This is a genomic window from Bradyrhizobium sp. KB893862 SZCCT0404, assembly GCF_018130885.1.
Classification (GTDB): Bacteria; Pseudomonadota; Alphaproteobacteria; order Rhizobiales; family Xanthobacteraceae; genus Bradyrhizobium; species Bradyrhizobium stylosanthis.
The window spans coordinates 666,432-692,697 of the sequence record NZ_JAFCLT010000003.1; the positions used below are offsets into that span (position 1 = coordinate 666,432).

At 65.3% G+C, this 26,266-nt stretch carries 29 protein-coding genes and 1 tRNA gene; 8 read left to right on the forward strand and 22 right to left on the reverse strand.

The genetic code is table 11. The features are described from left to right. Positions 1-16: 16 nt before the first annotated feature. Entirely contained in the window at positions 17-658 is a 642-nt protein-coding gene (locus JQ617_RS17155; protein WP_212027312.1) for a TetR/AcrR family transcriptional regulator, read from the forward strand. A 182-nt stretch (positions 659-840) separates the two neighbouring features. Here JQ617_RS17155 and JQ617_RS17160 read toward each other — a convergent pair whose 3' ends face one another. The 5 genes from JQ617_RS17160 to JQ617_RS17180 all read right to left on the reverse strand — a co-directional run bounded on the left by JQ617_RS17160 (position 841) and on the right by JQ617_RS17180 (position 5,064). Then, positions 841-1,665: an alpha/beta fold hydrolase gene (locus JQ617_RS17160; protein ID WP_212027313.1), complete on the reverse strand. Its 825-nt coding sequence runs from the start codon at positions 1,663-1,665 to the stop codon at positions 841-843. A 115-nt stretch (positions 1,666-1,780) separates the two neighbouring features. Then, on the reverse strand, positions 1,781-2,290 hold the full coding sequence (locus JQ617_RS17165) for a hypothetical protein (RefSeq protein ID WP_212027314.1): 510 nt from the start codon (positions 2,288-2,290) through the stop codon (positions 1,781-1,783). A 303-nt stretch (positions 2,291-2,593) separates the two neighbouring features. After that, a complete protein-coding gene (locus JQ617_RS17170; protein WP_212027315.1) occupies positions 2,594-2,902 on the reverse strand; it encodes an EthD family reductase in 309 nt (102 codons plus the stop codon). A gap of 216 nt (positions 2,903-3,118) precedes the next feature. Continuing rightward, positions 3,119-4,825 (reverse strand): FAD-dependent oxidoreductase, encoded by a 1,707-nt coding sequence (locus JQ617_RS17175; RefSeq protein WP_212027446.1) that lies wholly within the window; start codon positions 4,823-4,825, stop codon positions 3,119-3,121. Between the two features lie 53 nt (positions 4,826-4,878). After that, a complete protein-coding gene (locus JQ617_RS17180; protein WP_212027316.1) occupies positions 4,879-5,064 on the reverse strand; it encodes a hypothetical protein in 186 nt (61 codons plus the stop codon). 318 nt (positions 5,065-5,382) lie between these two features. On the opposite strand from JQ617_RS17180, the gene JQ617_RS17185 reads away from it, so the two are divergent. Beyond that, a tRNA-Thr gene (locus tag JQ617_RS17185) sits at positions 5,383-5,457 on the forward strand. A 1,844-nt stretch (positions 5,458-7,301) separates the two neighbouring features. On the opposite strand, the gene JQ617_RS17190 is transcribed toward JQ617_RS17185, so the two are convergent. The 5 genes from JQ617_RS17190 to JQ617_RS17210 form a co-directional block, all read right to left on the reverse strand. After that, the gene (locus JQ617_RS17190; protein ID WP_212027317.1) at positions 7,302-7,760 is read right to left on the reverse strand and encodes a WapI family immunity protein; all 459 of its coding nucleotides are present in this window, start codon (positions 7,758-7,760) and stop codon (positions 7,302-7,304) included. A gap of 143 nt (positions 7,761-7,903) precedes the next feature. Next, complete coding sequence (locus JQ617_RS17195) at positions 7,904-8,380, reverse strand: cyclic nucleotide-binding domain-containing protein (RefSeq protein WP_212027318.1); 477 nt, start codon at positions 8,378-8,380, stop codon at positions 7,904-7,906. A 171-nt stretch (positions 8,381-8,551) separates the two neighbouring features. Beyond that, on the reverse strand, positions 8,552-9,190 hold the full coding sequence (locus tag JQ617_RS17200) for a ferric reductase-like transmembrane domain-containing protein (protein ID WP_212027319.1): 639 nt from the start codon (positions 9,188-9,190) through the stop codon (positions 8,552-8,554). Between the two features lie 10 nt (positions 9,191-9,200). Continuing rightward, on the reverse strand, positions 9,201-9,704 hold the full coding sequence (locus JQ617_RS17205) for a peptidase associated/transthyretin-like domain-containing protein (RefSeq protein WP_212027320.1): 504 nt from the start codon (positions 9,702-9,704) through the stop codon (positions 9,201-9,203). A 196-nt stretch (positions 9,705-9,900) separates the two neighbouring features. Continuing rightward, positions 9,901-10,077: a hypothetical protein gene (locus tag JQ617_RS17210; RefSeq protein WP_186467634.1), complete on the reverse strand. Its 177-nt coding sequence runs from the start codon at positions 10,075-10,077 to the stop codon at positions 9,901-9,903. A 258-nt stretch (positions 10,078-10,335) separates the two neighbouring features. On the opposite strand from JQ617_RS17210, the gene JQ617_RS17215 reads away from it, so the two are divergent. Beyond that, positions 10,336-11,343 (forward strand): LLM class flavin-dependent oxidoreductase, encoded by a 1,008-nt coding sequence (locus JQ617_RS17215; protein WP_212027321.1) that lies wholly within the window; start codon positions 10,336-10,338, stop codon positions 11,341-11,343. Between the two features lie 19 nt (positions 11,344-11,362). On the opposite strand, the gene JQ617_RS17220 is transcribed toward JQ617_RS17215, so the two are convergent. From JQ617_RS17220 to JQ617_RS17250, 7 genes are read right to left on the reverse strand one after another with little or no spacing between them, the layout of a single operon-like run. Beyond that, a complete protein-coding gene (locus tag JQ617_RS17220) occupies positions 11,363-13,048 on the reverse strand; it encodes a tannase/feruloyl esterase family alpha/beta hydrolase (protein WP_212027322.1) in 1,686 nt (561 codons plus the stop codon). A gap of 27 nt (positions 13,049-13,075) precedes the next feature. Then, positions 13,076-13,951: an amidohydrolase family protein gene (locus JQ617_RS17225; protein WP_212027323.1), complete on the reverse strand. Its 876-nt coding sequence runs from the start codon at positions 13,949-13,951 to the stop codon at positions 13,076-13,078. 12 nt (positions 13,952-13,963) lie between these two features. Continuing rightward, the gene (locus JQ617_RS17230) at positions 13,964-14,359 is read right to left on the reverse strand and encodes a RidA family protein (RefSeq protein ID WP_212027324.1); all 396 of its coding nucleotides are present in this window, start codon (positions 14,357-14,359) and stop codon (positions 13,964-13,966) included. A 24-nt stretch (positions 14,360-14,383) separates the two neighbouring features. Next, a complete protein-coding gene (hpaH, locus tag JQ617_RS17235) occupies positions 14,384-15,187 on the reverse strand; it encodes a 2-oxo-hept-4-ene-1,7-dioate hydratase (protein ID WP_212027325.1) in 804 nt (267 codons plus the stop codon). 3 nt (positions 15,188-15,190) lie between these two features. Next, positions 15,191-16,051 carry a fumarylacetoacetate hydrolase family protein gene (locus tag JQ617_RS17240; protein ID WP_212027326.1) on the reverse strand — a complete coding sequence of 287 codons (861 nt, stop codon included), beginning with the start codon at positions 16,049-16,051 and terminating at the stop codon, positions 15,191-15,193. A 53-nt stretch (positions 16,052-16,104) separates the two neighbouring features. Continuing rightward, entirely contained in the window at positions 16,105-16,722 is a 618-nt protein-coding gene (locus JQ617_RS17245; protein WP_212027327.1) for a flavin reductase family protein, read from the reverse strand. Positions 16,723-16,726: 4 nt separating this feature from the next. Next, positions 16,727-17,692 (reverse strand): Bug family tripartite tricarboxylate transporter substrate binding protein, encoded by a 966-nt coding sequence (locus JQ617_RS17250; protein WP_212027328.1) that lies wholly within the window; start codon positions 17,690-17,692, stop codon positions 16,727-16,729. A 131-nt stretch (positions 17,693-17,823) separates the two neighbouring features. On the opposite strand from JQ617_RS17250, the gene JQ617_RS17255 reads away from it, so the two are divergent. The 3 genes from JQ617_RS17255 (at position 17,824) to JQ617_RS17265 (ending at position 20,918) form a co-directional block, all read left to right on the forward strand. Continuing rightward, positions 17,824-18,615: an IclR family transcriptional regulator gene (locus JQ617_RS17255; protein ID WP_212027329.1), complete on the forward strand. Its 792-nt coding sequence runs from the start codon at positions 17,824-17,826 to the stop codon at positions 18,613-18,615. Positions 18,616-18,835: 220 nt separating this feature from the next. Next, positions 18,836-20,131 (forward strand): O-acetylhomoserine aminocarboxypropyltransferase, encoded by a 1,296-nt coding sequence (locus tag JQ617_RS17260; protein ID WP_212027330.1) that lies wholly within the window; start codon positions 18,836-18,838, stop codon positions 20,129-20,131. Positions 20,132-20,135: 4 nt separating this feature from the next. Next, positions 20,136-20,918, forward strand: coding sequence for an alpha/beta fold hydrolase (locus JQ617_RS17265; RefSeq protein ID WP_212027331.1), 783 nt, complete (start codon positions 20,136-20,138; stop codon positions 20,916-20,918). A 142-nt stretch (positions 20,919-21,060) separates the two neighbouring features. On the opposite strand, the gene JQ617_RS17270 is transcribed toward JQ617_RS17265, so the two are convergent. Both JQ617_RS17270 and JQ617_RS17275 read right to left on the reverse strand, forming a co-directional pair. Next, a complete protein-coding gene (locus JQ617_RS17270) occupies positions 21,061-22,014 on the reverse strand; it encodes a sulfonate ABC transporter substrate-binding protein (protein WP_212027332.1) in 954 nt (317 codons plus the stop codon). A 20-nt stretch (positions 22,015-22,034) separates the two neighbouring features. After that, positions 22,035-22,256 (reverse strand): hypothetical protein, encoded by a 222-nt coding sequence (locus JQ617_RS17275; RefSeq protein WP_212027333.1) that lies wholly within the window; start codon positions 22,254-22,256, stop codon positions 22,035-22,037. On the opposite strand from JQ617_RS17275, the gene JQ617_RS17280 reads away from it, so the two are divergent. Together JQ617_RS17280 and JQ617_RS17285 are read left to right on the forward strand one after the other, a co-directional pair. Beyond that, positions 22,255-22,413 (forward strand): hypothetical protein, encoded by a 159-nt coding sequence (locus JQ617_RS17280; protein WP_212027334.1) that lies wholly within the window; start codon positions 22,255-22,257, stop codon positions 22,411-22,413. The two genes, JQ617_RS17275 and JQ617_RS17280, sit on opposite strands and share 2 nt — an antisense overlap. Positions 22,414-22,661: 248 nt before the next feature. After that, the gene (locus JQ617_RS17285; protein ID WP_212027335.1) at positions 22,662-23,393 is read left to right on the forward strand and encodes an SDR family NAD(P)-dependent oxidoreductase; all 732 of its coding nucleotides are present in this window, start codon (positions 22,662-22,664) and stop codon (positions 23,391-23,393) included. A 418-nt stretch (positions 23,394-23,811) separates the two neighbouring features. Here the strand turns inward: JQ617_RS17285 and JQ617_RS17290 are convergent, their stop codons facing one another. The 3 genes from JQ617_RS17290 to JQ617_RS17300 form a co-directional block, all read right to left on the reverse strand. Then, entirely contained in the window at positions 23,812-24,423 is a 612-nt protein-coding gene (locus JQ617_RS17290) for a pyridoxamine 5'-phosphate oxidase family protein (RefSeq protein WP_212027336.1), read from the reverse strand. 83 nt (positions 24,424-24,506) lie between these two features. Then, positions 24,507-25,103: a phosphonate metabolism protein/1,5-bisphosphokinase (PRPP-forming) PhnN gene (gene phnN / locus JQ617_RS17295; protein ID WP_212027337.1), complete on the reverse strand. Its 597-nt coding sequence runs from the start codon at positions 25,101-25,103 to the stop codon at positions 24,507-24,509. Then, positions 25,100-26,257, reverse strand: a complete 1,158-nt coding sequence (locus tag JQ617_RS17300; RefSeq protein ID WP_212027338.1) for an alpha-D-ribose 1-methylphosphonate 5-triphosphate diphosphatase — start codon at positions 26,255-26,257, stop codon at positions 25,100-25,102. Before JQ617_RS17300 ends, phnN begins: the two co-directional genes overlap by 4 nt. Positions 26,258-26,266: the final 9 nt, after the last annotated feature.

The following is a 26,266-nucleotide window of genomic DNA, read 5'->3' on the forward strand; positions in this document are numbered from 1 at the left end:
CAAGAGGTGAAATAATTTGAAGGTTTCGAAGCCTGCCAGGACAAGCGCCAAGCCATTGACGCGGGGGGAGAAATCGCCGGCGGCGCCGGGCCTTCGCGAGCGCAAGCAGCAACAGACGCGCGAGCGGCTCAAGCGCGCGGCGATGGCGCTGTTCCTGGAGCGCGGCTTCGAGGCCACGACCATCGACGACATCGCGGCCGGGGCGGAGATGTCGCGCCGCAGCTTCTTCCACTATTTCGCGTCCAAGGAGGACGTCGTCGCGGCCTGGCAGGAGGATGCGGCAAGCGCGCTGGTCGCCGAGATCCTCGCGCGTCCCGCCGACGAATCCATGCTGACCGCCGCCGAGAACGCGATCGCCGCGGCGGTGAAGCGGATCGATCCAGCGGAAGCCGCCGCGATGTCGCGGCTCAAGCGCGACAACCCGGCGCTGCACGCCCGCGACCAGCTCAAATACGAAAAGCTGGAGCGCGCGCTGGCGGAGGGGCTGGCCCAGCGCTCGGGCCGCAAAACGGACCGGCAGAAGGCCCGTCTCGTCGCGATGATCGCCACCGGCGCGATGCGCGTCGGCGGCGAAAGCTGGATCGGCGAGGGTGCGCGCGAGAAGCCGGAGACGTTCGTGAAGCGCACCTTCGATACGATCCGGGCGATATTGGAGTGAGAGGCTCTTCCTTCTCCCCTTGCGGGAGAAGGTGGCGCGAAGCGCCGGATGAGGGGTTGCTTCAGCGCATTCAAGCGCAAGAGACTCGCGGAGAGAGACCCCTCACCCGTCTCGCCGCTACGCAGCGAGCCACCCTCTCCCGCAAAGGGAGAGGGAAGACAGCATCGCGGCCCGCACCCGTATCATTCCTTGAAGAACGCCAGCAGATCCGCGTTGATCGTCTCGGCATGCGTGGTCGGCATGCCGTGGGGGAATCCCTTGTAGGTCTTCAGGGTGCCCTTCTTGAGCAGCTTGGCCGAGAGCGGACCGGAATCGGCGTAAGGCACGATCTGGTCGTCGTCGCCGTGCATCACCAGGACCGGCACGTTGATCTTCTTCAGGTCCTCGGTGAAGTCGGTCTGCGAGAACGCGACGATGCCGTCGTAATGGGCCTTCGCGCCGCCCATCATGCCCTGGCGCCACCAGTTCTGGATCACCGCTTCCGACGGCTTGGCGCCGGGACGGTTGAAGCCGTAGAACGGGCCGGAGGCGAGGTCGCGATAGAACTGCGTGCGGCTGGCGGCGAGCTGCTTCTGGAGATCGTCGAACACGCTCTTCGGCAGGCCGCCGGGATTGGCCGCGGTCTGCACCATCAGCGGCGGCACCGCCGAGAGGATCGCCGCCTTGGCGACGCGGCTCTCGCCGTGACGGGCGATGTAGTGCACGACTTCGCCGCCGCCGGTGGAATGGCCGACATGGATGGCGTTCTTGAGGTCGAGATGCGCGGTGACCGCCGCGAGATCGTCGGCGTAATGATCCATGTCGTGACCGTCGGCGACCTGCGACGAGCGGCCGTGGCCACGGCGGTCATGGGCGATGACGCGATAGCCGCGCGTGACGAAATACATCATCTGCGCGTCCCAGTCGTCCGACGACAGCGGCCAGCCATGGCTGAACACGATCGGCTGACCCGAACCCCAATCCTTGTAGAAAATCTCGACGCCGTCCTTGGTGGTGATGGTGGGCATGAATGGCTCCTTCAGTGAAAATCAATCCGGGACTCGCCAAGATGCGAGCCGGTGATCCAGAGATGGTCGTGCGATATCACGAGGTCGATGCCGCGCATCGACCGGAAACGTGCGTTCAAGCAAACGTCATCGGCTTGTAGCGGCGCCAGGCGCCGATCGTCAGCACCACGAAGAACACCAGCACGATGCCCTGCACCACCGCGAACACCGGACCGGAGGGCGGCGCCGGCGCCACGGCGGGCGCGAGCGCGGCGAGCGCCGGAATCTTCAGGAACGACTGGATCACCAGCACGAAGACGTTGAAATAGAGCGAGATCATCGCGGTCACGATGTAGACCGGACGCCACACGCCAGCGAGTTTCATGCCGTAGAGCGCGAAGCAGGCGATCGCAAGCAGCACCAGCGAGATGATGCCGATGATGTGCGAGGGCAGCAGCTCCTTGAACGGAAACAGGAAGCCGGTGGCGCTGGTGAGGATGGTGAACAGCAGGAAGATCGCGGTGAGGCCCGGCATCGGCTTCGAGCCGAGCAGGCCGAACATCACGACGAAGCCGGCGACGATCGCAATCAGGCTGATGACGACATGGATCAGTGTAATCGCAGACAGGCTCAATCCAAACATCATCTCACTCTCTCCGTCGGGAAACTGCGAGATGGTATTACGGCCCTCATTGAATGGCTACACACGCAATGTCACAGGATCGCGCGGAGCCATGCGCCGTCGTGCGAATCGACAAACGCATGACTGAATGATTTGCAGCGTTGGCGCAAACGACGGCAGTTTCAGTGTGTAGGCCGGATGAAGCGAAGCGAAATCCGGGAATTGTGCCACAAGCAACAGCGGCCCCGGATTACGCTGCGCTTCATCCGGGCTACGGGCTTGCTCCATCCGGGCTACGAAGCGTTCGACGAAAGTTGAATCGCTCCGTCACACGTCCTTGGTGTCGAAGATCAGGAGGTCGGCGCCGCCGCTGGCGAATTTCGGCACGTCGCCCGCGGCCGCCTTGCCCGCGTCGCTGCCGAAGGCCTTCTGGATGTCGGCCACGCTGTCGAAGGAGAGAATTGCGACGAGGTGAATGCCTGACGGACCGGCGGGCGAGCCGACCGGGCCGGTGCTGACGGCGTAGTTCTTCAGGCCGGGCAGTTTCTTGGCGAGCGGAATGTGGGTCTCGGCATAGTGCTTGTCGAAGGCAGCGGCGTCTTTTGGCGTTTTGTAGAGCACGACGAGTTCGGCCATTTAGTCCTCCCTTGTGAATCCTTGTTTTGTCTCAAGCCCTCATGGCGAGGAGCGTGCGGAGCACGCGTCTCGAACCATAGAGGCCCGGTTGATCGTTCCGGGCCTTCATCCTTCGAGACGCGCTGCGCGCTCCTCAGGATGAGGGGAGATAGTCACGCATGACACTACGCGATGGCAAGCCTCATTCGGCTTGCCATTCCCTTGCCTTCTGCTTGGCTAAAGCGCCGGTTTTGCGGCGTCGCCGAGATAGCCGTGCAGGGAGGCCACGACCTGGGCGCCTTCGCCGATGGCGCCGCCGACGCGCTTGACCGAGCCGGAGCGGACGTCGCCGACGGCGTAGACGCCGGGTACCGAGGTCTCGAGCGGCGCCACCAGCTTGCCCTGGTTCAGCTCGGATTGCGCGCCCGTGACGACGAAGCCGCCGCGATCGAGCGTCACGCCGCAGCCGTCGAGCCACGAGGTGGCGGGATCGGCGCCGACGAACAGGAACAGGTTGCGGATGTCGGCGGAATCCTCGTCGTCCGACAGCCGGCTCTTCCAGCGGATCCGCCGCAGCAGCGAGGTGTCATCGCCCTCGAGCGCGGTGATCTCGGTGTTGAACATCAATTCGATGTTCGGCGTCGCTTCGATGCGCTCGATGAGATAGCGCGACATGCTGGCCCCGAGGCCGCCGCCGCGGATGATCATCAGCACGCGCTTGGCGTGACCCGACAGGAACACCGCCGCCTGGCCCGCCGAATTGCCGGCACCGACCAGCGCCACCTCCTCGCCCGCGCACAGCTTTGCCTCGACCGGGGATGCCCAGTACCAGACGCCGCGGCCCTCGAACTTGTCGAGGTTTTCGATGTCGGGACGGCGATAGCGCGCGCCGCTCGCGACCACCACCGCGCGCGAACGCAAGGTGTCGCCGCAATCCAGCGCCAGTGCGAAGCTGCCGTTGGCGCGCGAGCAATCCAGCGAGCTCACCGACATCGGGATCATGATCTCGGCGCCGAACTTCTGCGCCTGGGTGAAGGCGCGGCCCGCCAGCGCCTGGCCGGAGATGCCGGTCGGGAAACCCAGATAGTTCTCGATGCGCGCGCTGGCGCCGGCCTGGCCGCCGAAGGCGCGGGTGTCGACCACGGCGACCGAGAGGCCTTCCGAGGCCGCGTAGACCGCGGTCGCGAGCCCCGCCGGTCCGCAGCCAACGATGGCGACGTCGTAGATGCGGTTGTCCTTGGCACCGCCGATCATGCCGATGGCGCGGCCGAGCTCGGTCTCGCTGGGATTGCGCAGCACCGTGCCGCCGGCGGTAACGACCAGCGGCCAATCCTCCGGCTTCGGCGAATAGCGCGCGATCAGCTCGGCGGCATCATGCTCGCTGGCGGGATCGAGCAGATGATGCGGCTGGCCGTTGCGGGTGAGAAAGCCCTGCAGACGCACCACGCCGGCGGAGTTCGACGGCCCGATCAGCACGGGGCCGCCGATGCCGCCCTGGATCAGATTGACCCGGCGCAGGATCAGCGCGCGCATGATGCGCTCGCCAAGCTCGGCTTCGGCCACCAGCAGCGCGCGCAGCCGGTCCGGCGGCACCAGCAGCACCTCGACATCGCCCTCGGCACGGCCGTCGACCAGCGCCGGCCGGCCCGAGAGCTGACCGAGCTCGGCGAGAAACTGTCCCGGCCCCTGATCGATCACCGGGGTGACGTGACCGAGACCGTCGCGCTGGGTGATGGCGACGTGCCCCGCCAGCACCACGAACATGCCCGGCCCGGGCTGGCCGGTTTCGAACAGCAGCACGCCGTCCTTATAGTGCTGAACCTCGCCGAAATGGCGCAGGCGCTCGATCTCGGCAGGTGTCAGCGTCGGAAAGGTCTGCTCGGGACGCGTGAATTGCGCCATCAGCGCCTCCCTGTCGGTTCTCTGCACCTCGTCCTGCGCCATCGTCATTCCCGTCCATTCAAAAATCTAGCCGCCGGCATCCATTCGCCGGGACTTCAATCGCCAGTCTTGCCGGCGGTCCCCTCATCTAGGGAACCATCGTCATTCTGCGAGGGCTCGGCGGCGGCGCGCTCGCGCGCCTGCAGCTTCCGCCGCTTCAGGTTCTCACGCAGCGCCGATTTCAGCCGGTCGTCCCGGGATGACCCGCCTTGTTTCGCGCTTCTGTCGTTCCGGTCAGTCATCAAAGGTCCATTGCAGCGAGCGGCCATAACATGCCCAACGAACATGGCAGCTCAAGAGGCCGGACGCGAACCGATCGTGCGAAACTCGAAATGGATCGAATCCGCGCCCCGGGCCAACTGGCCAGTTGGGCGGGGACATCGGCCCGCAAATCGGGGAAAAGTCCGCCGTTTCGAACGAAAACGGGCATTTTGGCCTCGATATCGGCCCGATTTTCTCGTTTTGACCGGCCTTGCAAGCTTGCACAGGAGGGGGGCTTGTGGCAGATATCGGCCCGCTTGGTTAGGCCCCTGTGGCGGCCGATTCTGATCCCAGCACATGCTGCCGTAGCTCAGTGGTAGAGCACTCCATTGGTAATGGAGAGGTCGACAGTTCAATCCTGTCTGGCAGCACCATTCTCCTCGGTTCAATCGGACATGATTCAGCGTTCTCGCGGCACTCGGCGCCCGAGTTTTGCTGTTTTCCTTGACCCTCCTCTGTGAAGAGGGCGCAGGGAAGACCGGGTGCCGGCTGGCACCCACGGTCCACTGTGCGAAAGCACACGCAGAAAACTGCACAGCGGCATACAGGTGAAGCCCAACACACGGCCTTCCCTGCGCAGTGGTTTGACGGCTTATGCCTGCTCTCCCCGGAGCCGAGTTCCTTCTGGCCTCCGTCGCCTCGCGAATTGACGATGTCTCCAGACCCGGTTGAGCCCAAAGCCATCTCCGCAAGGCTTGACCGTAGCAACGACGGTCAGGACCACATGGTTTTGCCGTACGCTGGCGGCGCCGTCCGTCTGCACGCCGGCCGACCTCACGAGGTTCATCTCGCCCTGGTCTCGCCTTCGCGTGCCCGACGCAGCCCACGTCCACCGCACCCCGATCCACGCTCGCTGCGACGTACGATCGCCCCTCTCCGGGGACCGGGATGGCGAAGCAATGCCGCGATTCCGAATTTCGGTAAAGCGGAATATTTTTGATGGGAGGGATTGACGGGATTCGGGGTGTTTTGCCCGACGGGCAGATCCGCCATGCATGGGAAGGCAAGCCCGCCGATCCATCCGAAGCTCGTAGGATGGGTAGAGCGCAAGCGAAACCCATCGAGGGCTTGTTCGGTGCCGAGGCATGATGGGTTTCGCTGCGCTCTACCCATCCTACGCACGCCGATCTATCCGAAGACCGGATGCCGGCGTCCTGGCCGCCCAGGTAAGGTTAATTCTTCCTTTCGATTGTCGGTAAAATTTTATCTATTATCGTCTTCGTCATCGATGACGAACCAGAGGCTCCAATAGTGATTGCGTGTTGCCTGATCGTGACTGGGACTGCGCTGCTTCTCTCCGGCCTCGTTGCCTTCGGCCTTCATCGAAACTCGCTGCACTCATTGGCGTTGCTGTAGCTGTAGCCCGGAGCGAAGCGCAATCCGGGGCCGTCAGCCGCGGAGGCAGTCGTCCCGGATTGCGCTTCGCTCCATCCGGGCTACGAGCTCGCGGGATGGATAGGCGTAAGCGAAATCCATCGAGGGCTTGTTCGATGCCGGGGCATGATGGGTTTCGCAAGCGCTCTACCCATCCTACGCACTGCCATTTCCGGTGAAAGCTCGTCAGCCTCACTGTTCGATCAGCTCGTTGGGGTGAGCGAGGACACCGTAGCCCGGATGGAGCGGAGCGCAATCCGGGAGGGTCGCATCCGCGGGCGACAACCCCGGATTACGCTTGCGCTCCATCCGGGCTACGAACCTGCTGCATCGCAACTCGTAGCAAGCCGTTCGGGACGCTGCGGTCGCATGTCCGTTTGCCCTCCAAATTCATGGTGATAGTCTCATGTCTCGCGGTCCTGTCCGGGAGGACACAATGGGATGGTTTGACGGGCTGTTTGGAAGGACGTCGGCGTCTGCGACCCCACTCTTTGCGAGGTTCAGGCGGAAATCGCGGGCACCGACCGATCCTGATCTTCTGAAGATTGCCAAGGATCGAAAAGGGCATGTCTCGAAGAGAGCCGTGAGAGACGAATATAATCGGCTGCTGCTGGAGAAGTACGCGCACGACAAGTCGTGACGTCCAGCGCCGCGACTGCGCTGCTTCTCTCCGGCCTCGTTGCCTTCGGCCTTCATCGAAACTCGCTGCACTCATTGGCGCTGCTGTAGCTGCGCCGGCGAGCCGGCCCGCAGCTCGTAGGATGGGTAGAGCGTAGCGAAACCCATCAAGCGCTTGCTCGGTGCCGAGGTATGATGGGTTTCGCAAGTGCCTTGCTCATCCGCGCTACCGCGTCGCCCGCTGTGGGTATTGCTTCAATTCGGCGCGCAACTGTTGCGCAGCCGACCTTAGGTCGATTTCTCCTATCGGAAATTCGACCCAAAGATCTTCCAATCCGGCACCCGGGTTCGACGCCCATGACGGCCGCGCTTCGAGGTTGAAGTACACCCGGAGCACTGGTTGTTCGAGGTTCAACAATGCTCGAAATTCGAGATTGGGCTCGATGAAACCACAAGTATCAGAACATGAGCCGGTATCCGCTACCGCATCCATCCAGGTTGCCAGCCCCGCGGCTTCGTAAGTGAGAAGGCACGGGTGAGTGAACCGCCACGATCCCCTTGAATGGCCAACCTCGCCAGCGACGACCAGCCAATTTGAATCGTATTCGGCCGTCTCAAAATGAGGAAATTCATACCCAAGGATTTGAAGTTCAAAGGATTGCCCGTCGCGACTAACGAGTTTCATGGCCTCACATCGGTCTTACCGGTTGCAAATTTGGTGACGTAGCCCGGCCGGAGCGAAGCGTACTTGTTCGGTGCCGAGGCATGATGGGTTTCGCTGCGCTCTACCCATCCTACGCACTGCGCTCTACCCATCCTACGCTACGATCAATCGTCGTCCCGCTCCAGCCGCCCGGCGAAGCGATCGTCGGAACGGCGCAGCCTTCTGCAGAGCTCGCGATTGATGTTCTGCAGGACGATCACATAGGCGTGGATGTCTGTCTTGTAGCAAGCATAGAGATTCTGCGCGGTCAGCTCGTACAGCACCGTCGGTGCTTCCGCGAGCACGGTGGCCGAGCGGTTCTGCATTTCGATCAGCGTCATCTCGCCGAAGAAATCGCCAGCCGACAGAACGGAAATCGGGACAACGCTTCCCGCGGTCGCCCGTTTGCTCACCGCGAGGCGGCCGGATTTGACGATGAACATCGAACGTCCTGCCTCGCCTTCCGCGACGACGGTCGCGCCGGCATCGAAGCGACGCTCGACCAGCATCGAGACGAGGAGGTCGAGGCTCGGCTCCGGAAGACCGCCGAAGAACGGCGTCGCGAGCAGGAACGCCTTGAGATCGGGAGCAATGGCAACCATCGCGCGACGTTACGCCCCACCGCAAACTGCGGCAAGGAAAGCCTACATCGGCGCTGACGCCGTCGATGCGTTTGAAAGGCGGCGTAGCCCGGATGGAGCGAAGCGTAATCCGGGGTCGTTCATCGCGGACGCTGGCCCGGATTGCGCTTCGCTCCATCCGGGCTACGAGCTTTATTGCCGCGCGGTGCCCTCCCCGCGCAGCGCCCGTCGCTTTCGCCACACCTGAAGGTCGATCATCGCTTTTGCGGTCGCCGCGAGCACGAGGGTGCACAGCGCGGCCTTGGAGATCGTCTCCATCGTTCCCTCGATCAGCAGGCAATGGGCGACGCTGCCGACGACGATGACGAGCGCGAGCGGCATGTGAAGGAAGCGCCAGGTTCGTGGCCGCAGGCCCAGTCGTCGCCGCAGCGACGCGAGCAGCGCGACGAGGAAGATGGCCCACATCGCGGTCACGCCGAACGGCGAGAACGGCGTCGGCGATGCGTAGGTCAGCGCGTCGATCATGTCGGGCGGGCTGGTGATCCAGAGGCCGGCGACATGGATCACCACCGCGAGGACCAGCGCGCCGCCGATCCAGTGATGGGCCCTCCGGCCGCGATAGGCCGCGAACCCCGGCAGATATCCGCCGATCAGCAGAGGCTGAGCCAGCACGAGACCGAGCGCGACGATGCCTGCAAAGCCGGCGAGAATGTAGACCGGACCGCGCCATGCGAGCTGCTCGCTTCCCGCAGCGAACGCGATCGGCACGCCAATGGCCACGGCAAGAGCGGCCCAGATCAGGATCACCCGGGCCAGTGCCCACCCCGTCATTCGCAATCCGTCAGGCGGTCTGCAGCACGAAATGCGCTTCGAGACTGGTGTCCTTCGGGCTGCGCATCACCGGCCGCAGAAAGACGGTCTTGAACTCGCCGCTGTCATAGGCGAGATGGCCATGCGGCTGGCCGAAGATCGGAATGATCTGCGGCATCTCGAGCCGGAATTTGCCGTCCTTGTCGGTGAGCGTGGCACCGTGACTCTGCGGCTCGTGCTCCTGGCCTTCGACGGTGTGCGCCCAGATCTGGATGCGCTGCCCGGCGAGCGGAGCGCCGTCGCCGGCGCGGCGGACGGTGCCGCTCATCCAGAAGCCGCCCTTGCCGATGCGGTCCACGATCGCCGCGCCCTTGCGGTAATTGTTCGCCCCGCCCGACATGGTTTCGGTCGGAGCGAGACCGTCGGCGCGGGCGGGCAGCAGCAGGCCGGGAACGCCGGCTGCCAGGACGCCGGTTGCGAGGACGGACCCGCCGGCGACCAGGAGATTGCGGCGGTTGAGTACGACAATCGTCATGTCAGATCCTCCGGGCGGGCCTTGCAGTGGCACCGCCAAGGGTACAGCAACAAACGCAAAACGCCCAGTTGAGACCTTGGGCGCCATGGGCCGCAATAACAGTGTTGTGAACGGGCATGCAGGCCGCGTCGCCGCAGTCGGGCGGCGGGGGTGTTTCCGGAATACGCCCTTGTCCAACCGCCGGGAACGGCGGCGCTCAGCTACGCTTGCCCTGTTGTCGTTCGAGGCGGAGCCGTTGTGCCCGCATACGCTTTATCTCCGCGTTGAGAGCATCGGTTTTTTCGTCGAGGCTCGAATTCTCTGATTTCGGCTCGTCACGCTGACGTATCTTTTCCAGCGCTTTCTCAACCGAGAGCTTGGTCGGATCGGCCATCATACCTCTCCAGCAAGGACATCGAGGCAAGCAATGCCGGAACTGAGGATGAGGCGAGGTCTCGCATGTTGACGTAGGTCAAACCTGCGCCGAATGCCCGCCGGGCAAAACAGCATCCGGGCGGTTCGCCGGTCACCCACGACAATTCCGAATGGCATCCTTGCGCCCGTGTCCCGTCCGCACTGCAACGCTAACATTCGGGCCGGACGCTATTACATATGCAGCCCCGGCGCGTTGCGCTCCTCACCGGTACCTCGCATGATCCCCTTCTCCGTGCTCGACCTCGCGCCCATCCGTCAGGGTGGCGATGCCGCCCAGGCGTTCCGCAATTCGCTCGATCTGGCCCAGCATGCGGAGACATGGGGTTTCAAGCGGTTCTGGCTGGCCGAGCACCACAACATGACGGGGATCGCGAGCGCGGCGACATCGGTGGTGATCGCCCATGTCGCAGGCGGCACGAAGACGATCCGCGTCGGCTCCGGCGGGATCATGCTGCCGAACCATTCGCCGCTGGTCATCGCCGAGCAGTTCGGAACGCTGGAGTCGCTCTTTCCCGGGCGGATCGATCTCGGGCTCGGCCGCGCGCCAGGCACCGACCAGTTCACCGCGCGGGCGCTGCGGCGCGACCTTGCCACCACGTCCGAGAATTTTCCGCATGACGTGCTGGAATTGCAGGCGCTGCTCGGCGATGTGCAACCGAACCAGGCGATCCGCGCCGTGCCGGGCATGGGAACGAAGGTGCCGCTGTGGATCCTGGGATCGAGCACGTTTGGCGCGCAGCTTGCGGCCATGCTCGGGCTGCCGTTTGCCTTCGCCTCGCATTTCGCGCCGCAGCTGATGATGCCGGCGCTGCGCGAATATCGCGCGCGCTTCGAGCCGTCAGCGCAGCTCGACAAGCCCTATGCGATGGTCGGCGTCAACGTGTTCGCGGCGGACAGCGACGCCGAGGCGCGGCGCATGTTCACCTCGCTGCAGCAGCAGTTCATCAATCTGCGCCGCGGCACGCCGGGACCGCTGCCGCCGCCGGTCGACGACATGGACGCGCTGTGGTCGCCGGTCGAGAAGTCCATGGTCGGCGAGTCGCTGTCCTGCACCGCGGTCGGCACGCCTGACATCGTCGAAGAGAGGCTCAGGGCGCTGATCGCCGATACCGGCGCAGACGAGTTAATGACCACGGGACAAATCTACGACCACGCCGCGCGGCTGCGCTCGTTCGAGATCGCCGCCGAGGTGCGGGATCGGCTGACGAAGCGGCCGGTGGGGTGAACCTCGCACGCCGCGAGCCTCACGGCACCTCAAGGGCTGTGCAGGCGAAGTTCTCGGCCTGCTCGATGCTGCCATGGCCGAGATAGCGGGCCTGGCGCGGATAGGGGCATAGCGGCCGGCTGCGCTCCGGCCAGGGCGTCGTCGCGCCCGCGCGCGCCGCGATGCTGTCGGGCGCGCGGCCCTGCTCGACCCAGTTCACCAGCGGGGTGAGCACGTCGAAGCTGTCGGTGGCAGGCCCGCCCGAGCAATGGTTCATGCCGGGCACGAGGAAGAGCCTCGCGAATCCGGCCGTCTCCTTCTCCCCTCCCGCCACATTGGTCAGCCGCTTGTACCAGTCGAGCGTATCCAGCGCAGAGAAGGTGGGATCGCTGACACCGTGATAGAGCAGCAGCTTGCCGCGCCGTGCGCGGAAGGCGGAGAGATCGACTGAATTCGCCGAGATCGTCCGCACGGAGGACTCCGGCATCGCCGCGCTCGTGCCGAAGATGCGCGCATGGGCGGCCGTGACGTCGACGGTGCGGTAGAAATCGTAGACGGCATCCGCATCATTGGCGAGCGGCGCGTGCGGCGGCGTCATGTAGAGATAGGCCAGCGTCGCGCCAAAGGACACGTTGAAGGCGTTGACGCGGCTGTCGGGCGCCGTGCCGAGAATCCAGCGCCGCCATCCGGCCGTGGCGAGGCCCGAATCATAGGGATAGGGCGCATAGACGCGGCGCCCCTGCGCCGTGGTCGGCCCCTGGAAATGGTGTTCCAGCGCCGCGACCTGTTCAGCGGAAAGACAGCTTGCCGTCTTCTCGCCGGTACATTGCAGGCTGCGCGGCGAGAAGCGACAGGCGGGCCCATTGTCGATGATGCCGTCGGCAAGGCCATCGCCGTCATCGCAGGACTGAACCACCGCCTTCGCCAGCAATTCCATGTCGGCCTGAGACAGGGCCTGCGCCAGGATGGGGCGGCCGTCCGGCGCCTTCGGCGCGATCGCCGCAAAGCCCTGCGTCGAAGCGGCCCCGGCAAGACCCTTCTCGGGCATGCGAAAGGCCGGCGCGCCGGCGGCGACGCCGTCGAAATGCCCGGGGAAGCGCTGCGTCATCACCATGCCGTGCCGCCCGCCGTTGGAGCAGCCCAGGAAATAGGAATAGCTCGGCAGGCGGCCGTAATAGGCCTCGATGAATCGCTTGGCCTGCCGCGTCACGACGTCGTCGGCGCGATAGCCGAAATCGATCCGCGCCTGCGGGTCGAGGCCGAAACTGGCGCCGCCGAGGGGACCCGCCGCATTGCTGTGACCGGCATCCGTCGTCACGGTCGCATAGCCCTGGTTGAGCGCGCTCGGCTGTCCGCCACCGGGCTGCGCATGGCCATTGCCGAGAACGCCGTCGGTGCCGCCCTGTCCCTGGAACACGAACCGGCCGTTCCATGTGTCGGGCAGTCTCAGATGCAGGCCGATGGCAAACGTCTGGCCCTCGGCGCCGGACCGCTCATCGAGATACGCGATCACCTCGCAATGCGCGGCAAGGCCGCCCGCCGCCGGCCGGGGCTGCGCCTCGCTGATGCGCATCGCCGGACCCGCTTCCGCTCGCAGCCGCTCGCATGCGGTCACGGGCGGGAAGCTGTCGTTGCCGGCCGCCGCAGGAGCGGCGGACGCAGCGCTTGCGATGCAGGCTAGCGCCGCACCAAGCCGAACTCTTCGTTGCGCCGAGACGATCACCATGCAGCCCCCCGATCGTGGACGCCGCGACTAGTCCGGAAAGCCGAACAGCTTGGCCGGATTGCTCACCAAAATCTTCTTCAGCTCGGCCTCATCCGCGACATAGCGATACATCAGCTCGAGCAGATCGGCGTCGTTCGGCGGCTGCTTGACGGAGACCGGGTGCGGCCAGTCGCTGGCCCAGACGCAGCGGTCGACGGCGGCCTCGATATAGGCGCGCGCGATCGGGATCACGTCGTCGTAAGGCGCGCCGGTCTGCGAGGTCTTCTCTCCAAGCGACAGCATGACCCAGAAATTGCCCTTCTTGAGCAGCTCGAGCATCTTGCACAGGTTGGGATCGTCCTTGCCGTTCGAGGGCAAGGGCCGCGCCATGTGATCGATCAGCACGGGCACGTCGAGGTTCTCGTACTTAGCGACGCTGGAGACGATGCCGTCCTTCTCCGGCTGGATCTTGACGTACCAGCCGAGCTCGCGGATGCGCGCGATGGCGCGGGCGAAATCGGCATCGGACAGCACCGCGCCGAGCTCCTGGCGGAAGCTGAAGCGCGCGCCACGCACGCCGGCATCATGCAGCTTGGACAGATAGGAATCGTTCGCTTCGGCGAACACCAGCGCGTTGGCGCAGCCGCGATAGTTCGGGCCCATCGCGGCGAGGCCGTCGAGCACGACGGCATGGTCGGCGCCATAGGTCGTGGTCTGCACGATGATGCCGCGCTCGATGCCGAGCGTCTTGTGCATGCGCAGCGCCGCTTCCCAAGTCGCGCTCGGCATCCGGTAGGCCGCGCCGGGACGCTCCGGATATTTCTCGATCGGCCCGAGCACGTGAAACTGGCTGTCGATGGTCTTGGGCGGCGGCGCCTTGCTTGGGCGGCGCGGATTGGGATCGAACGGCAGATAGGTCGGCATGCGCAAAGCTCCTCAGTCGATCACAGCGGTGAAGTCGCACTGCACCAGCGCGCCGCCATCCATGTTGTCCATCGGCAGCGCGTGGCGCGCCGGGCGCGAATGCTCGTCCGGAAACATCTTCAGCCACTCGACATTGACGGGCCCGCGCTGCGTGCGGTCCTTCAGCCACACCGTCATCTTGATGATGTCGTCCGTGGTGCCGCCGGCGGCCTCCACCGTCGCCTTCATATGCGCGAACATGTTGGCGCATTGCGCATCCAGGCTTTCCGGCATCGCGTTGGTCGCGGGATCGCGGCCGAGGATCACGCCGGACATCACGAGATTGCCGATCCGGCAGGCGTTCGGAATCGGATTGACGTGCTTGAAGCCGCCGATGTGGATGCTCCTGCGCCGCGATTGACCGGTCATGATGCGCTTCCTCTTGTTATTGGTTCAGACGAACTGGCAGGACACCGAGCCGAAGGCGCCGTAGTCGGCATGGAAGGTGTCGCCGCGGCGGATGTCGACGGGACGCGTGAACGATCCCGCCAGCACCACCTCGCCGGCGGCGAGATATTCGTCGTGCGGCGCGAGGCGGTTGGCGAGCCAGGCGATGCCGTTGGCGGGATGGTTGAGCACGCCGGCGGCAAGCCCGGTCTCCTCGACCTCGCCGTTGCGAAACAGCAGCGCGCCGATCCAGCGCAGATCCGCATCCATCGGACGGATCGGCCGGCCGCCGAGCACCAGCGCGGCGTTCGCGGCGTTGTCCGAGATGGTGTCCATGACTTTTCGCGTCTTGCCCGTCTCGGGGTCGACACGATGCATGCGCGTCTCCAGGATCTCCAGCGCGGGCGTCACGTAGTCGGTGGCGTTGAGCACGTCGAAGATGGTGCAGCCGGGTCCGCGCAGCGGCGCCTTCAGCACGAAGGCGAGCTCGACCTCGATGCGCGGCGCATGGAAGCGGTCGAACGGGATCGGCTGGGCGTCGGCATAGAACATGTCGGCGAACAGCACGCCGTAATCGGGCTCGTTGATGCCGACCGCGTTCTGCATCGCCTTGGAGGTCAGGCCGATCTTGTGTCCCTTGATGACGCGGCCGCGGCCGAGCTGGAGCCTGGTCCAGGCGCGCTGGGTGGCATAGGCGTCCTCGATGCTGAAATCGGGATAGTCCTTCGTGAACATGTTGATCAGCGTCTTGGTGCGCTCGGCTTCGTCGAGGCGCGCGGCAAGGCGTTCGATCGTGGCGGCGTCCAGCATGGTCTACTGCTCCGCGGCGACGGTGTTGCGCAGCACGCCGATGCGGCTGGACTCGACCTCGACGACGTCGCCGACCTTCAGCCAGCGCGGCGGATCGAAGCGGACCCCCGCCCCGGTCGGCGTGCCCGTCACGATCATGTCGCCGGGCTTCAACGTGGCGAAAGTGGAGAGATAGGAGATCAGATAGTCGAACGGAAACATCAGTCGTTCGGTGGTGTCCTGCTGCCGCACCTCGCCGTTGACGCGGGTGATGATGTCGTGCGGTCCACGCGGATCGAGTTCGTCCGCGGTGACGATCCAGGGACCGATGCTGCCGGAGCGATCGAAATTCTTGCCCTGCGTGACGTTGAACTTGCCGTGGCGCAGCCAGTCGCGGATCGTGCCTTCGTTGCACAGCGTCATGCCGAAGATGTGCGACCACGCCTGCTCGCGCTTGATGTGGCGGCCGCCGTGCCCGATCACGATGACGAGCTCGCCTTCATAGTCAAGCTGCTCGGAAACCTTCGGCTTCTCCAGCGTCTGTCCGGAGCCCGTCATCGAGGACATGCTGCGCACGAACAGGCTCGGATATTTGGGCAGGTCGGAATTGTCCTTGTATTCGGCGTTGCGCTCGGCGTAGTTGACGCCGATGCACCAGAGTTTTTCCGGCGCCAGCACCGGCGGCAGCAGGACGAGCTTGTCCAGCGCATGGTCCGGCTTCTGTCCGGCGACGGCTTCCTGCGCGTCGGCGAGCGCATTGGCCGCGATCAGCGCCTTCACGTCCGAATAGTCGCGGCCGATGCGCCGGGTCAGATCGACCACGCCGCCGTCAACGGCCGCGCCATAGCGCGCCTCGCCGTCCAGCAGATAGCTCAGGAGTCGCATTGTGATTTCCTCCGATGATCTTGAGGCGGCTGGGCGGATCGGCCGGCCCGCGCTCAGTCTTTCGATTTGGGCGTCTGGAACACGGTGTTGAGCGTCACGATCTCGCCGAGGCGGGCGTAGCGCGGCCCGCCGATGCGGGCGATCGGGTCGAGCGCCTTGGTCTCGACCTTGCCGTCGTTGACGAGGCCGTCGCGCACATGGAACATCACGACCTCGCCGACGATGAGCCGGCTCTTGGCGTCGCCGAATTCGAGGCATTGCCGGAAGCGGCATTCCATCGCCACGGGCGCGGCGGCAAGGCGCGGCACCCTGATACGCTCGCTCTGGATGGTCTCGAGCCCGAGATGCTCGACCTCGCTGATCTCGGGCGGATGCTCGACGGAGCTGTCGTGCACCGCCGACATCAGCGGGGTATCGGCGATGTGGATCACATATTCCTCGGTGTCGAGGATGTTGTGCGCGGTGTCCTTGTAGTCCGCGCCCTTGCGGCCGACGCTGATGGCCAGCATCGGCGGCTTCTGCGAGACGAAGGTGAAGGCGCTGAACGGGGCGAGGTTGAGCACGCCCTTGCTCGACAGGCTCGTGACCCACGCGATCGGGCGCGGCACCACGATGCCGGTCATCAGGCGGTAGATGCGCTCCGCGCCAAGCTCGGTGGGATCGATCCGCATGCGATCAGTCAGCCTTGATGTTGGCCTTGCGCACGACCGGAATCCACTTGGCGTCCTCGCGCTCGAGATAGGCCCTGAACTCGTCCGGCGTCATCGGCGTGGCTTCGCCGCCGAGTTTCTCGAATTTGTCGACCACGCCGGGGTCCTTCAGGATCGCGACCAGGGCTTCGTGCAGCTTCTCCACGACCGGCGCCGGTGTGCCCGCGGGGGCGAACAGGCCGGTAAAGGTCTGGCCGTCAAAATCCTTGTAGCCGAGCTCGGCGAAGGTCGGCACGTCGGGCAGCGACTTCAGGCGATGCGGGCTGGTCACCGCGAGCGCGCGGAACAGGCCGGCCTTGATGTGCTGGAGGCTGACCGTGAGCTGGTCGAATGCGAACTGCACTTGGCCGCCGAGCAGATCGTTGATCGCCGGCGCATTGCCGCGGTAGTGCGCGGTGACCCATTGCAGGTCGAGGTTCGACTGCATCAGCTCGCTGAGGAGATGGTTGGTGGTGCCGGGACCGGGCGAAGCCATGGTCAGCTTGCCGGGCTCGCGCTTGGCGAGGTCGATGAATTCCTTGAAATTGTTGGCCTGCACCGAGGGATGCACCTCGAGCACCAGCGGCGTCATCGAGATGGTCGAGATCGGCAGGAAGTCCTTCTTCCAGTTATAGGCGTCGCGCTTGTTGATCTCGGTCGCGAACAGCACCGGGCCGTTGGCGCCGACGAACAGCGTATAGCCGTCGGGCGCGGACTTCGCGAAGGCCTCGCCCGCGATCATGCCGCCGGCGCCGGCCTTGTTCTCGATGATGAAGGGCTGGCCGAGCTTCTCCTGCAGCTTGTCGGCGACGATGCGCGCGGCGCTGTCGACATTGCCGCCGGCGGGATACGGCACGATCAGCTTGACGTTGCGCGCCGGCCATTGCTGGCTAGAGGCGGGGCCCGCCAGCATCGCAGTTGCGACAGCGATGGCAATCCAGATTAATCTCATGTTAACCTCCCAGCAGCCCTTCCAATTCCATACCGGGTGCCGATGACGTCGCGCACGGCATCCCGATCGCGGCGCAATCTCCAGATGCGCACTTTACCTGTCGAGAGAATTGTGGCGTTCTCGTCCATATTATGGACAGAACCAGATTGGCCCGCAATGCTATGGAACCGCGACAGGGCGCGCAGGCGATCCGGCGCGCGCTCGCGGTGCTGCGCATTCTTGCCGCAGGCCGCGAGGACGGTGTGCCATTGGCCGAGGTGGTGCGCACGACCGGCCTCACCCGTCCGACCGTGCATCGCATCGTGCATGTGCTGATCGAGGAAGGCATCGTCGAACGGCACGAGCGTACCGGCCGTTACGCGATCGGCAACCAGGTCCCGGAGCTCGCGCTGGCACGGCCGCGGCCGTCGCGGCTGCTGGTTGCGGCAAATCCCTCGCTGCGCCGCGCCTCCGCGGAGATCGGCGACACGCTGTTCCTGACGGTGCGCACCGGAAACGACACGCTGTGCGTCGACCGCAGGATCGGAATCTATCCGATCCAGGTGCTGTCGATCGAGGTCGGTGCGCGCCGCCCGCTCGGTGTCTCCAGCGCGGGCGTCGCCATCCTCGCCGCCATGCCGGCGCAGGACGCGCGAAAAATCGTCGCAGCCAACGAGAAGCGCTTCGAATCCTACCGGACCGACGTCGCGACCGTGATGGGCGAGATCACCGCAGCGAGGCGGCTCGGATACGGCATGCGAGAAATCGGCCTCGTGCAGGGCACGAAGTCGATCTCGACCTGGATCAAGACGCCGGATGGACGCCCCGCGGCGGCGATGACTGTCTCCGCCGTTCGAACGAGGCTCGGCCCCCGCCGCGAGCAGGAAGTTGTCGAGATCCTGCTGCGGGAGGCGCGGATCATCGAGCAGGCGATCGGGGGGTAGGCCAAACTTCTTCCGCGTCTGGAGCGTTGGGCGCACCAGAGCTGCCACAGCGTCATGGCCGGGCTTGTCCCGGCCATCTACGGCTCTCTCGCGGCACAAAGAACGTGGATGCCCGGGACAAGCCCGGGCATGACGACCTCTTGTGAGGTGTCAATGGCTGACGTGACACGCCATTTTGTGGCACAAGAGCCGCCTCGCCGACCGACCAACGAGGCCACGCATGCCCGCACCGAAACCGCCTGCCTTCGAGACCCTGAGCCTGCATGCGGGCCAGCATCCGGATCCCACGACCGGCGCCCGCGCGGTGCCGATCTACCAGACCACGTCTTACGTGTTCCAGGATTCCGACCACGCCGCCGCGCTGTTCAATTTGGAGCGCGCCGGGCACATCTACACGCGCATCTCCAATCCGACCACCGGCGTGCTGGAGGAGCGGCTCGCGGCGCTCGAAGGCGGCGTCGGCGCGATCTGCACCGCGAGCGGCATGGCCGCGCTACATCTCGCCATCGCCACGCTGCTCAATGCCGGCGACCACATCGTGGCCTCGAGCTCGCTCTATGGCGGCACCATCAATCTGCTGGCACACACGCTGCCACGCTTCGGCATCACCACGACCTTCGTGAAGCCGCGCGATCTCGAGGCGTTCCGGGGCGCCATCAAGCCGAACACCAAGCTCGTGATCGGCGAGACCATCGGCAATCCCGGACTGGAAGTCCTCGACATCCCCAAGATCGCGCAGATCGCGCACGACGCGAAGATTCCGCTGCTGATCGACAACACCTTCGCCACGCCGTACCTCAGCCGCCCGATCGAACTCGGGGCCGACATCGTCATGCATTCGGCGACCAAATGGATCGGCGGCCACGGCATCGCGATCGGCGGCGCCATCGTCGACGGCGGAAACTTCGACTGGCGCGCATCGGGCAAGTTCGGCGTGCTGACCGAGCCCTATGGCGGCTATCACGGCATTGTCTTCGACGAGCAGTTCGGCACGAGCGCCTTCATCATGCGCGCCCGCACCGAGGGCCTGCGCGATTTCGGCGCCTGCCTGTCGCCGACCAACGCGTTCCAGCTGCTGCAAGGCGTCGAGACGCTCGGCGTTCGCATGGACCGGCATGTGCAAAACACGCATCTGGTGCTGGAGGCGCTGAAGTCCAACAAGGCCGTGGACTGGGTGCTGCATCCCTCGCTCGAGGACCACACGGACTATCAGCTCGCCAAGACGCTGCTGCCGCGCGGCGCCGGCTCGATCGTCTCCTTCGGCATCAAGGGCGGCCGGCCCGCCGGGCGTAAGTTCATCGAGTCGCTACGCATGATCAGCCATCTCGCCAATGTCGGCGATGCCAAGACGCTGGTGATCCACCCGGCCTCGACCACGCATCAGCAGATGGACGCCGAGCAGCTGAAGGCCGCCGGCATCGGCGAGGAGCTGGTGCGGCTGTCGGTCGGCATCGAGACCGCCTCCGACATCATCGACGATCTCAACCAAGCGCTGCGCATCTCGCAAAAGGCCTGACACCATGAAGCTTTCCGTCAACGGCAACGATGTGTTTGTCGCAACCGGCGGCCGCGACTTCGACAAGTCCCTGCCCGCGGTCGTGTTCATCCACGGCGCCGGCTTCGACCGTTCGACCTGGGCGCTGCATACGCGCTGGTTCGCGCATCATGGTTTCTCCGTTCTCGCGCCCGACCTGCCCGGCCACGGCCGCACGGCCGGCCCCTCGCTCTCGACCATCGCGGAGATGGCCGACTGGACGGCCGCGCTGATCGATGCGGCGGGCGTCGCGAAGGCGCATCTGATCGGTCATTCCATGGGATCGCTGATCTCGCTGGAAACCGCGGCGCGGCACCCCGACAAGGTCTCCGAGCTGAGCCTGATCGGCACCGCCGCGACCATGACGGTCGGCCCGGACCTGCTGAAGGCAGCGGAGGCCAATTCGCAGGATGCCAACGACATGGTCTCGATCTGGGGCCTCGGCTTCAACGCCGAGCTCGGCGGCAGCCTCGCGCCGGGCCTGTGGATGCATGGCGGCGCGCAGTCGGTGCTGAAGGCGTGCGAGCCGGGCGTGCTGTTCAGGGATTTGTCGGCCTGCAATGCCTATACGAATGCGCTTGCCGCCGCGGGAAGCGTGAAGGTGCCGACGACGCTGATCCTGGGCGAGCGGGACATGATGACACCGGCCAAGGCCGGCAAGGCGCTCGCCGCCGCGATCCCGCATGCGAAGACCGTCGTGGTGCCTGGCGCCGGTCACATGATCATGGCCGAGCGGCCGGACGAATTGCTGGCGGCGCTGACAGGCTGAGCCGCTTCAGGAGACGATGGCTATCGCATGACCCGATAGCCTCCACGGGCGTCATGGCCGGGCTTGTCCCGGCCATCCAGGCCTGGCCGCAAAGAACGTGGATGCCCGGGACAAGCCCGGGCATGACGACATCTCGTTTGCCTCAGGACCCCGGCGTCCATTTCCAGACGACATCGGAGACGCTGACCGGCTTCGGGATCAGGCCGAGCTTTGCAAAGCGATCGGCGACTGCCTGCTGGGTTTTGATCACCTCGGCATCGAGCGGAACCACGCTATAGCTGGAGCGATTGACGAAGCGCCTGACGGCTTCGATGTCGACACCGGTCGCCTCGGACTGGGCCTTTGCGACCTCCTCGTGATGTGCTTCCGCCCACTTGCCTTCGGACGCAAACGTCGTGTTCAGCCTGGCGACCAGCGACGGATATTTTTCGACGAAATCCGTGTTGGCGATGTAGAAGGCGTTTGGCTTATGGATGTCCTTGTCGAACACGAGGACCCGCGCGCTCTCCTTCAGCTCGGCAAGCGCCAGATACGGATCCCAGATCGACCAGGCATCGACCGAGCCCTTGACGAAGGCCGCCGTTGCATCCGCAGGCGCGAGCGGCGCCGGCGTGATGTCGGACCAGGACAGGCCGGCCTTTTCGAGCGAAGCCACGAGGAGATTGTGCGCGCTCGAGCCCTTGCCGAAGGCGACACGCTTGCCCTTGAGATCGGCGAGCGACTTGATGGGCGAATCCTTCGGCACGATGATCGCCTGGTTGTCGCCTTCGGACTTCACCGCCGCGACGTAGCGGATCTTGGCGCCGCCGGCCTGCGCAAAGATCGGCGGCGTATCGCCAACGAAGCCGAAATCCACGCTGCCGACATTGATCGCCTCAAGCAGCGGCGGACCGAACTGGAAATCGATCCACTTGATCTCGATGCCGAGCGGCTTGAAGGCGCTCTCGAGCGTCTGGCGTTGACGCACCGCAGGGAAGAAACCGCCCTTCTGCGTGCCGATGCGGATTTCCGCCGGCTTGTCCTCGGCGCGAGCGGGAGCCGCGAGGGCCGTCGCAAGCAACAGGGTCGTTGCCAGAATGTGTCGTCGGGTGATCATGACGCGGTCCTTTCGGTGGGTCAGTTGGCGAAGAGGTGGGAATTCGCGCGGCGGCTGCGTTCGGAGAACACGGCGCGCGCCGCTCGCTCGGCCTCGCGCGCGGAGCGGAACTGGCGGCCTTCGAGGCTGTCGAACAGGCGCTCGGAGGAGAAGAAGCGGAAGCCGCGCTCATCTCTCGTGATGATGCCGGCGGCGCGGTCGTGGATCTCGATGATGTAGGCGTTCGACTGGGTCTGGGACATGGCTGCTCGTTCGCCGAAACTCGGCGTTCCTGTCTTAGAAGTTCAAGTCTTGGAATTTTGGTATGAGGTGCTGCTGGGAGATGATCAGCAACAACAACAGGCGCCCGTTGCCGCCGAGAAACAGCGCCGCGTCATGCATGCCTGCATGTCGTTCTGATTGCGCTGGTGATCGGTTCTCATGGTGCGGCTTGGGCCTGAGGAGCAGTTTCGATGCTTCGACTATCGAGCGGTCGGCGCGATTGGTCAATGAAATGCCTATCCATATTTGAAGGCCCCACGCCGGGCCGCTTCTCCCGCGGCAAGCACCGGCAGCCGGATTCATCTCGCGATGAGTTCAACGCCCGCGCGCGGCTGGTGTGATACGTTTCCAGCAGCCACGGAACAAAGGAATCGGGAGGTGCAGAGATGGCGAACGATCTGAAAGGGCGCACTGCGCTGGTGACCGGCGGCTCGCGCGGAATTGGCGCAGCCGTCTGTCGCGCGCTGGCCGCATCGGGCGCGGCGGTGGCGATCAACTGCCGCGAGCAGATCGGCCAGGCCGAGCAGCTTGCCGGCGAGATCGTCAAGCAGGGCGGCCGCGCCATCGTGGTTGCCGCCGACGTCTCGAAAGCCGAGGCCCTGGCCGGCATGGTCGAGCGCGTCACGGCCGGGCTCGGGCCGATCGACATTCTCGTCAACAATGCCGGCATCGCGATCACGCGGGGGATCGACGATTTGAGCGAGGAGGATTTCGACCGCACCATCCTGGTCAACCTGAAATCGGTCTTCCTGTGTACGCAGGCCGTGCTGCCCTCGATGCGCGCGCGGAAATGGGGCCGCATCGTCAACATCTCCTCCGGCGCCGCGCGCGGCGCCGGCTCGATCGGACCGCACTACAATGCATCCAAGGCCGGCATGGAGGGACTGACGCGCGGCTATGCCGCGCGGCTGGTGAAGGACGGCATCACCGTCAATGCGGTGGCGCCGTCGCTGATCGAGACCGACATGATGAGCGGCCAGCCCCAGCTCGTCAGCCGCATCCCGCTCGGCCGCTTCGGCACGGCGGACGAGGTGGCGAAAGCCGTGATGCTGCTGGTGGACAACGCCTACATGACCGGCCAGACGGTCGCGCTGAGCGGCGGCATGGCGTTCAATTAGAGAGCATACACGCCGTCATGGCCGGGCTAGTCCCGGGCATGACGATCGCCAGAGGCGCAGTTCCGTAGGGTGGGCAAAGCGAAGCGTGCCCACGATTTGCGTGTGATTGGTGAGAATGCGTGAGCACGGCGCAAGTGCGCCTTTGCCCACCCTACAAAGTCGAATCAGCGGAAGATGGTCGCTCACTAGACGGGAGCGGAAGCGGCAATCTCCGTTCCCTTCTCCCCTTGCGGGAGAAGGTGGCGCGAAGCGCCGGATGAGGGGTTTCTATCGGCGTGCAACACTTCTCGTGAGGAGAGATACCCCTCACCCGTCTCGCCGCTTTGCCATAGCCGACGCAAAGCATCGGCGTTCTAAGAACGGCGGCCGAAGGCCGCCTATGCCACCCTCTCCCGCAAGGGGAGAGGGTAAGTAACCTTCACCACATCGTCGCGGCCGCACGCTCGGGCCAGATGCGGTCGTACTCCGCGCCGCCGACCGTGTTCTGGCTCATCTCGGCGAGGATCTGGCCCGGCGTCGGCAGCGTCTTGGGATCCACGCGCTTGTCGGGATTCCAGAGGTCGGAGCGGACGATGGCGCGGGCGCACTGGAAGTAGATCTCGTCCACGTTCATCACCATCACGCTGCGCGGCGCCTTGCCCTCGACCTTGAAGGAGTCGAGCAAGCCTGGATCGACCGAGAGATGCGCGCGGCCATTGGCCCGCACCGCATTGCCCGAGCCGGGGATCAGGAACATCAGCGACACGCGTGGGTCGCGCACGATGTTGCGCAGGGAATCGACCCGGTTGTTGCCGCGGCGATCCGGCAGCATCAGCGTCTTGGGATCGTGGATGCGAACGAAACCGGGCAGGTCGCCGCGCGGCGAGCAGTCGATGCCCTCGGGCCCGATGGTGGCGAGCGCCGCAAACGGCGCCTTCTCGATGAAGATGCGGTAGAGCGGGGTGACGTGGTCGGCGACTTTCACGGTCGAGGCGTCGTTGGTGGCGCCGTAGATGGCTTCAAGCTGCTCGACCGTTTCGATCACCGTCATTCCGCTCTCTCCTTGTTGTACCGGCAACTTGTTTCGACGCGTTTTCTTCACGCGAACCGGTATCCACTTCTCTTGAAAACGCTCTACTCCTGCCAGCCTTCGCCCTTGATGACGCGCACAAGCTGGCGGCTGTGATACTCCGCGCTGCCGGCATTGACGATGGTGACATCGGCCTGCGCCGACGCCTCGTCGACGCTGCGCGACAGCCGCTCGGAGATGTTGCCGTCGCTTTGCCGGGCGCGCGCGGCAAGCCGCTGCGCCAGCACCTCCGGCGGCGCCGTGATCGCGACCACCACGACATTGGCATAGGCCCGGCGCAACGCGGCGATTACGGTGCGCGAAACGTTGGCGACGACCGCACGGCCCGCGCGGATGTCGTCGTTGATGTCGCGCGGCAATGCATAGGCGTGTCCGTGTGCCTCCCAGTGCACGGCGAAGCCGCCGTGCTCGCGCGAGCGGCGGAATTCGTCGGGGCTCACCGCGACATTGTCCTCGTCGGCGGAGGAGGCGCGCGTCACGATGCGGCGCGGGAAGACGATGTTGGGATCGTCGCTGCAGGCCGCCTGCGCGAGCCGCAGCAACGTGTCCTTGCCGGCGCCGCTCGGGCCGACCACGAGCACGAGACGGCCGGGGCCGATCGCGCCCGCCTCGTCCCGCGCCATGGCCGCCGTCTCGCTCATGCGACGCGATGTCCTTCGCGCCAGACGCTGCGGACGACGGGAACGGTGCCCGCGATGTGCACGCGGATCAGGTCGGCGCGCTTGCCGGTCGCGACCTCGCCGCGGTCGGTGAGGCCGACCGCCTCGGCCGGCGCCTTGGTCACGGTCTGAACCGCCGCCGGAAGGCTGATCGCGGGCACATGCTCGGGCAATTGCAGCGCAGCCATCAGCAGGCTCGACGGAATGTAGTCCGACGACAGGATGTCGAGCAGGCCCTCGCGGGCGAGATCGACCGCGGCGATGTTGCCGGAGTGCGAGCCGCCGCGCACCACGTTGGGCGCACCCATCAGGATGCCGATGCCGGCCTGATGCAGGGCGCGTGCGGCCTCCAGCGTGGTCGGAAACTCTGCCACCGAAACACCATCGCGCAGCGCGTCCGCGACGTTCTCCTCGGTGGTGTCGTCGTGGCTCGCCAGCGGAATCCTGTACTCATGCGCCAGCGCCACGATCTCGCGCATGTTGGCCGCGGCATAGAGCCTCTGATATTCGAAGCGCTTCGCGAACAGCTCGTCGAGCTCGGCGTCGGTCTTGCCGCCGCCCTTGCCGCGGTAGTAATCGCGCAGCTTGACCTCGTCGCGGAACTGGCGCTGGCCGGGCGTGTGGTCCATCAGCGACATCAGCTTGACGTCGGGGCGGTCAATCAGCTCCTTGGCCTCCTCGACCACGCTCGGCATCGGGATCTCGCAGCGCAGATGCAGGAAGTGGTCGGCGCGCAGCAGGCTGGCCTCGCGCGCGGTGGTGATCGCGGCGGCGAGCACGCCGGCGCGGCCGTCGACTTCCTCGGCGCCGTCCTCGCGCCAGACCCGGAGCGAATCGAACACGGTGGTGATGCCTGAGGTGGCAAGCTGCCCGTCGTAGGAGATCACGGCCGCGACCGGATTCCAGAACACTTTTGGGCGCGGCACGTAATGCGCTTCTAGATGGTCGGTGTGGAGCTCGATCAGGCCGGGCATGATCAAATCGCCGCCGGCATCCTCGGCACCCGCGGGCGCCCTTCCCTCGCCGATCTCGGCAATGCGTCCGTCGGCAAGAGCAAGCCAGCCCTGCTCGATCACCCGGTCGGCCAGCACGATCCTGGCGTTGGCGATCACGGATTCCTTCGGCTTGGCGTTCATTTCCCTCTT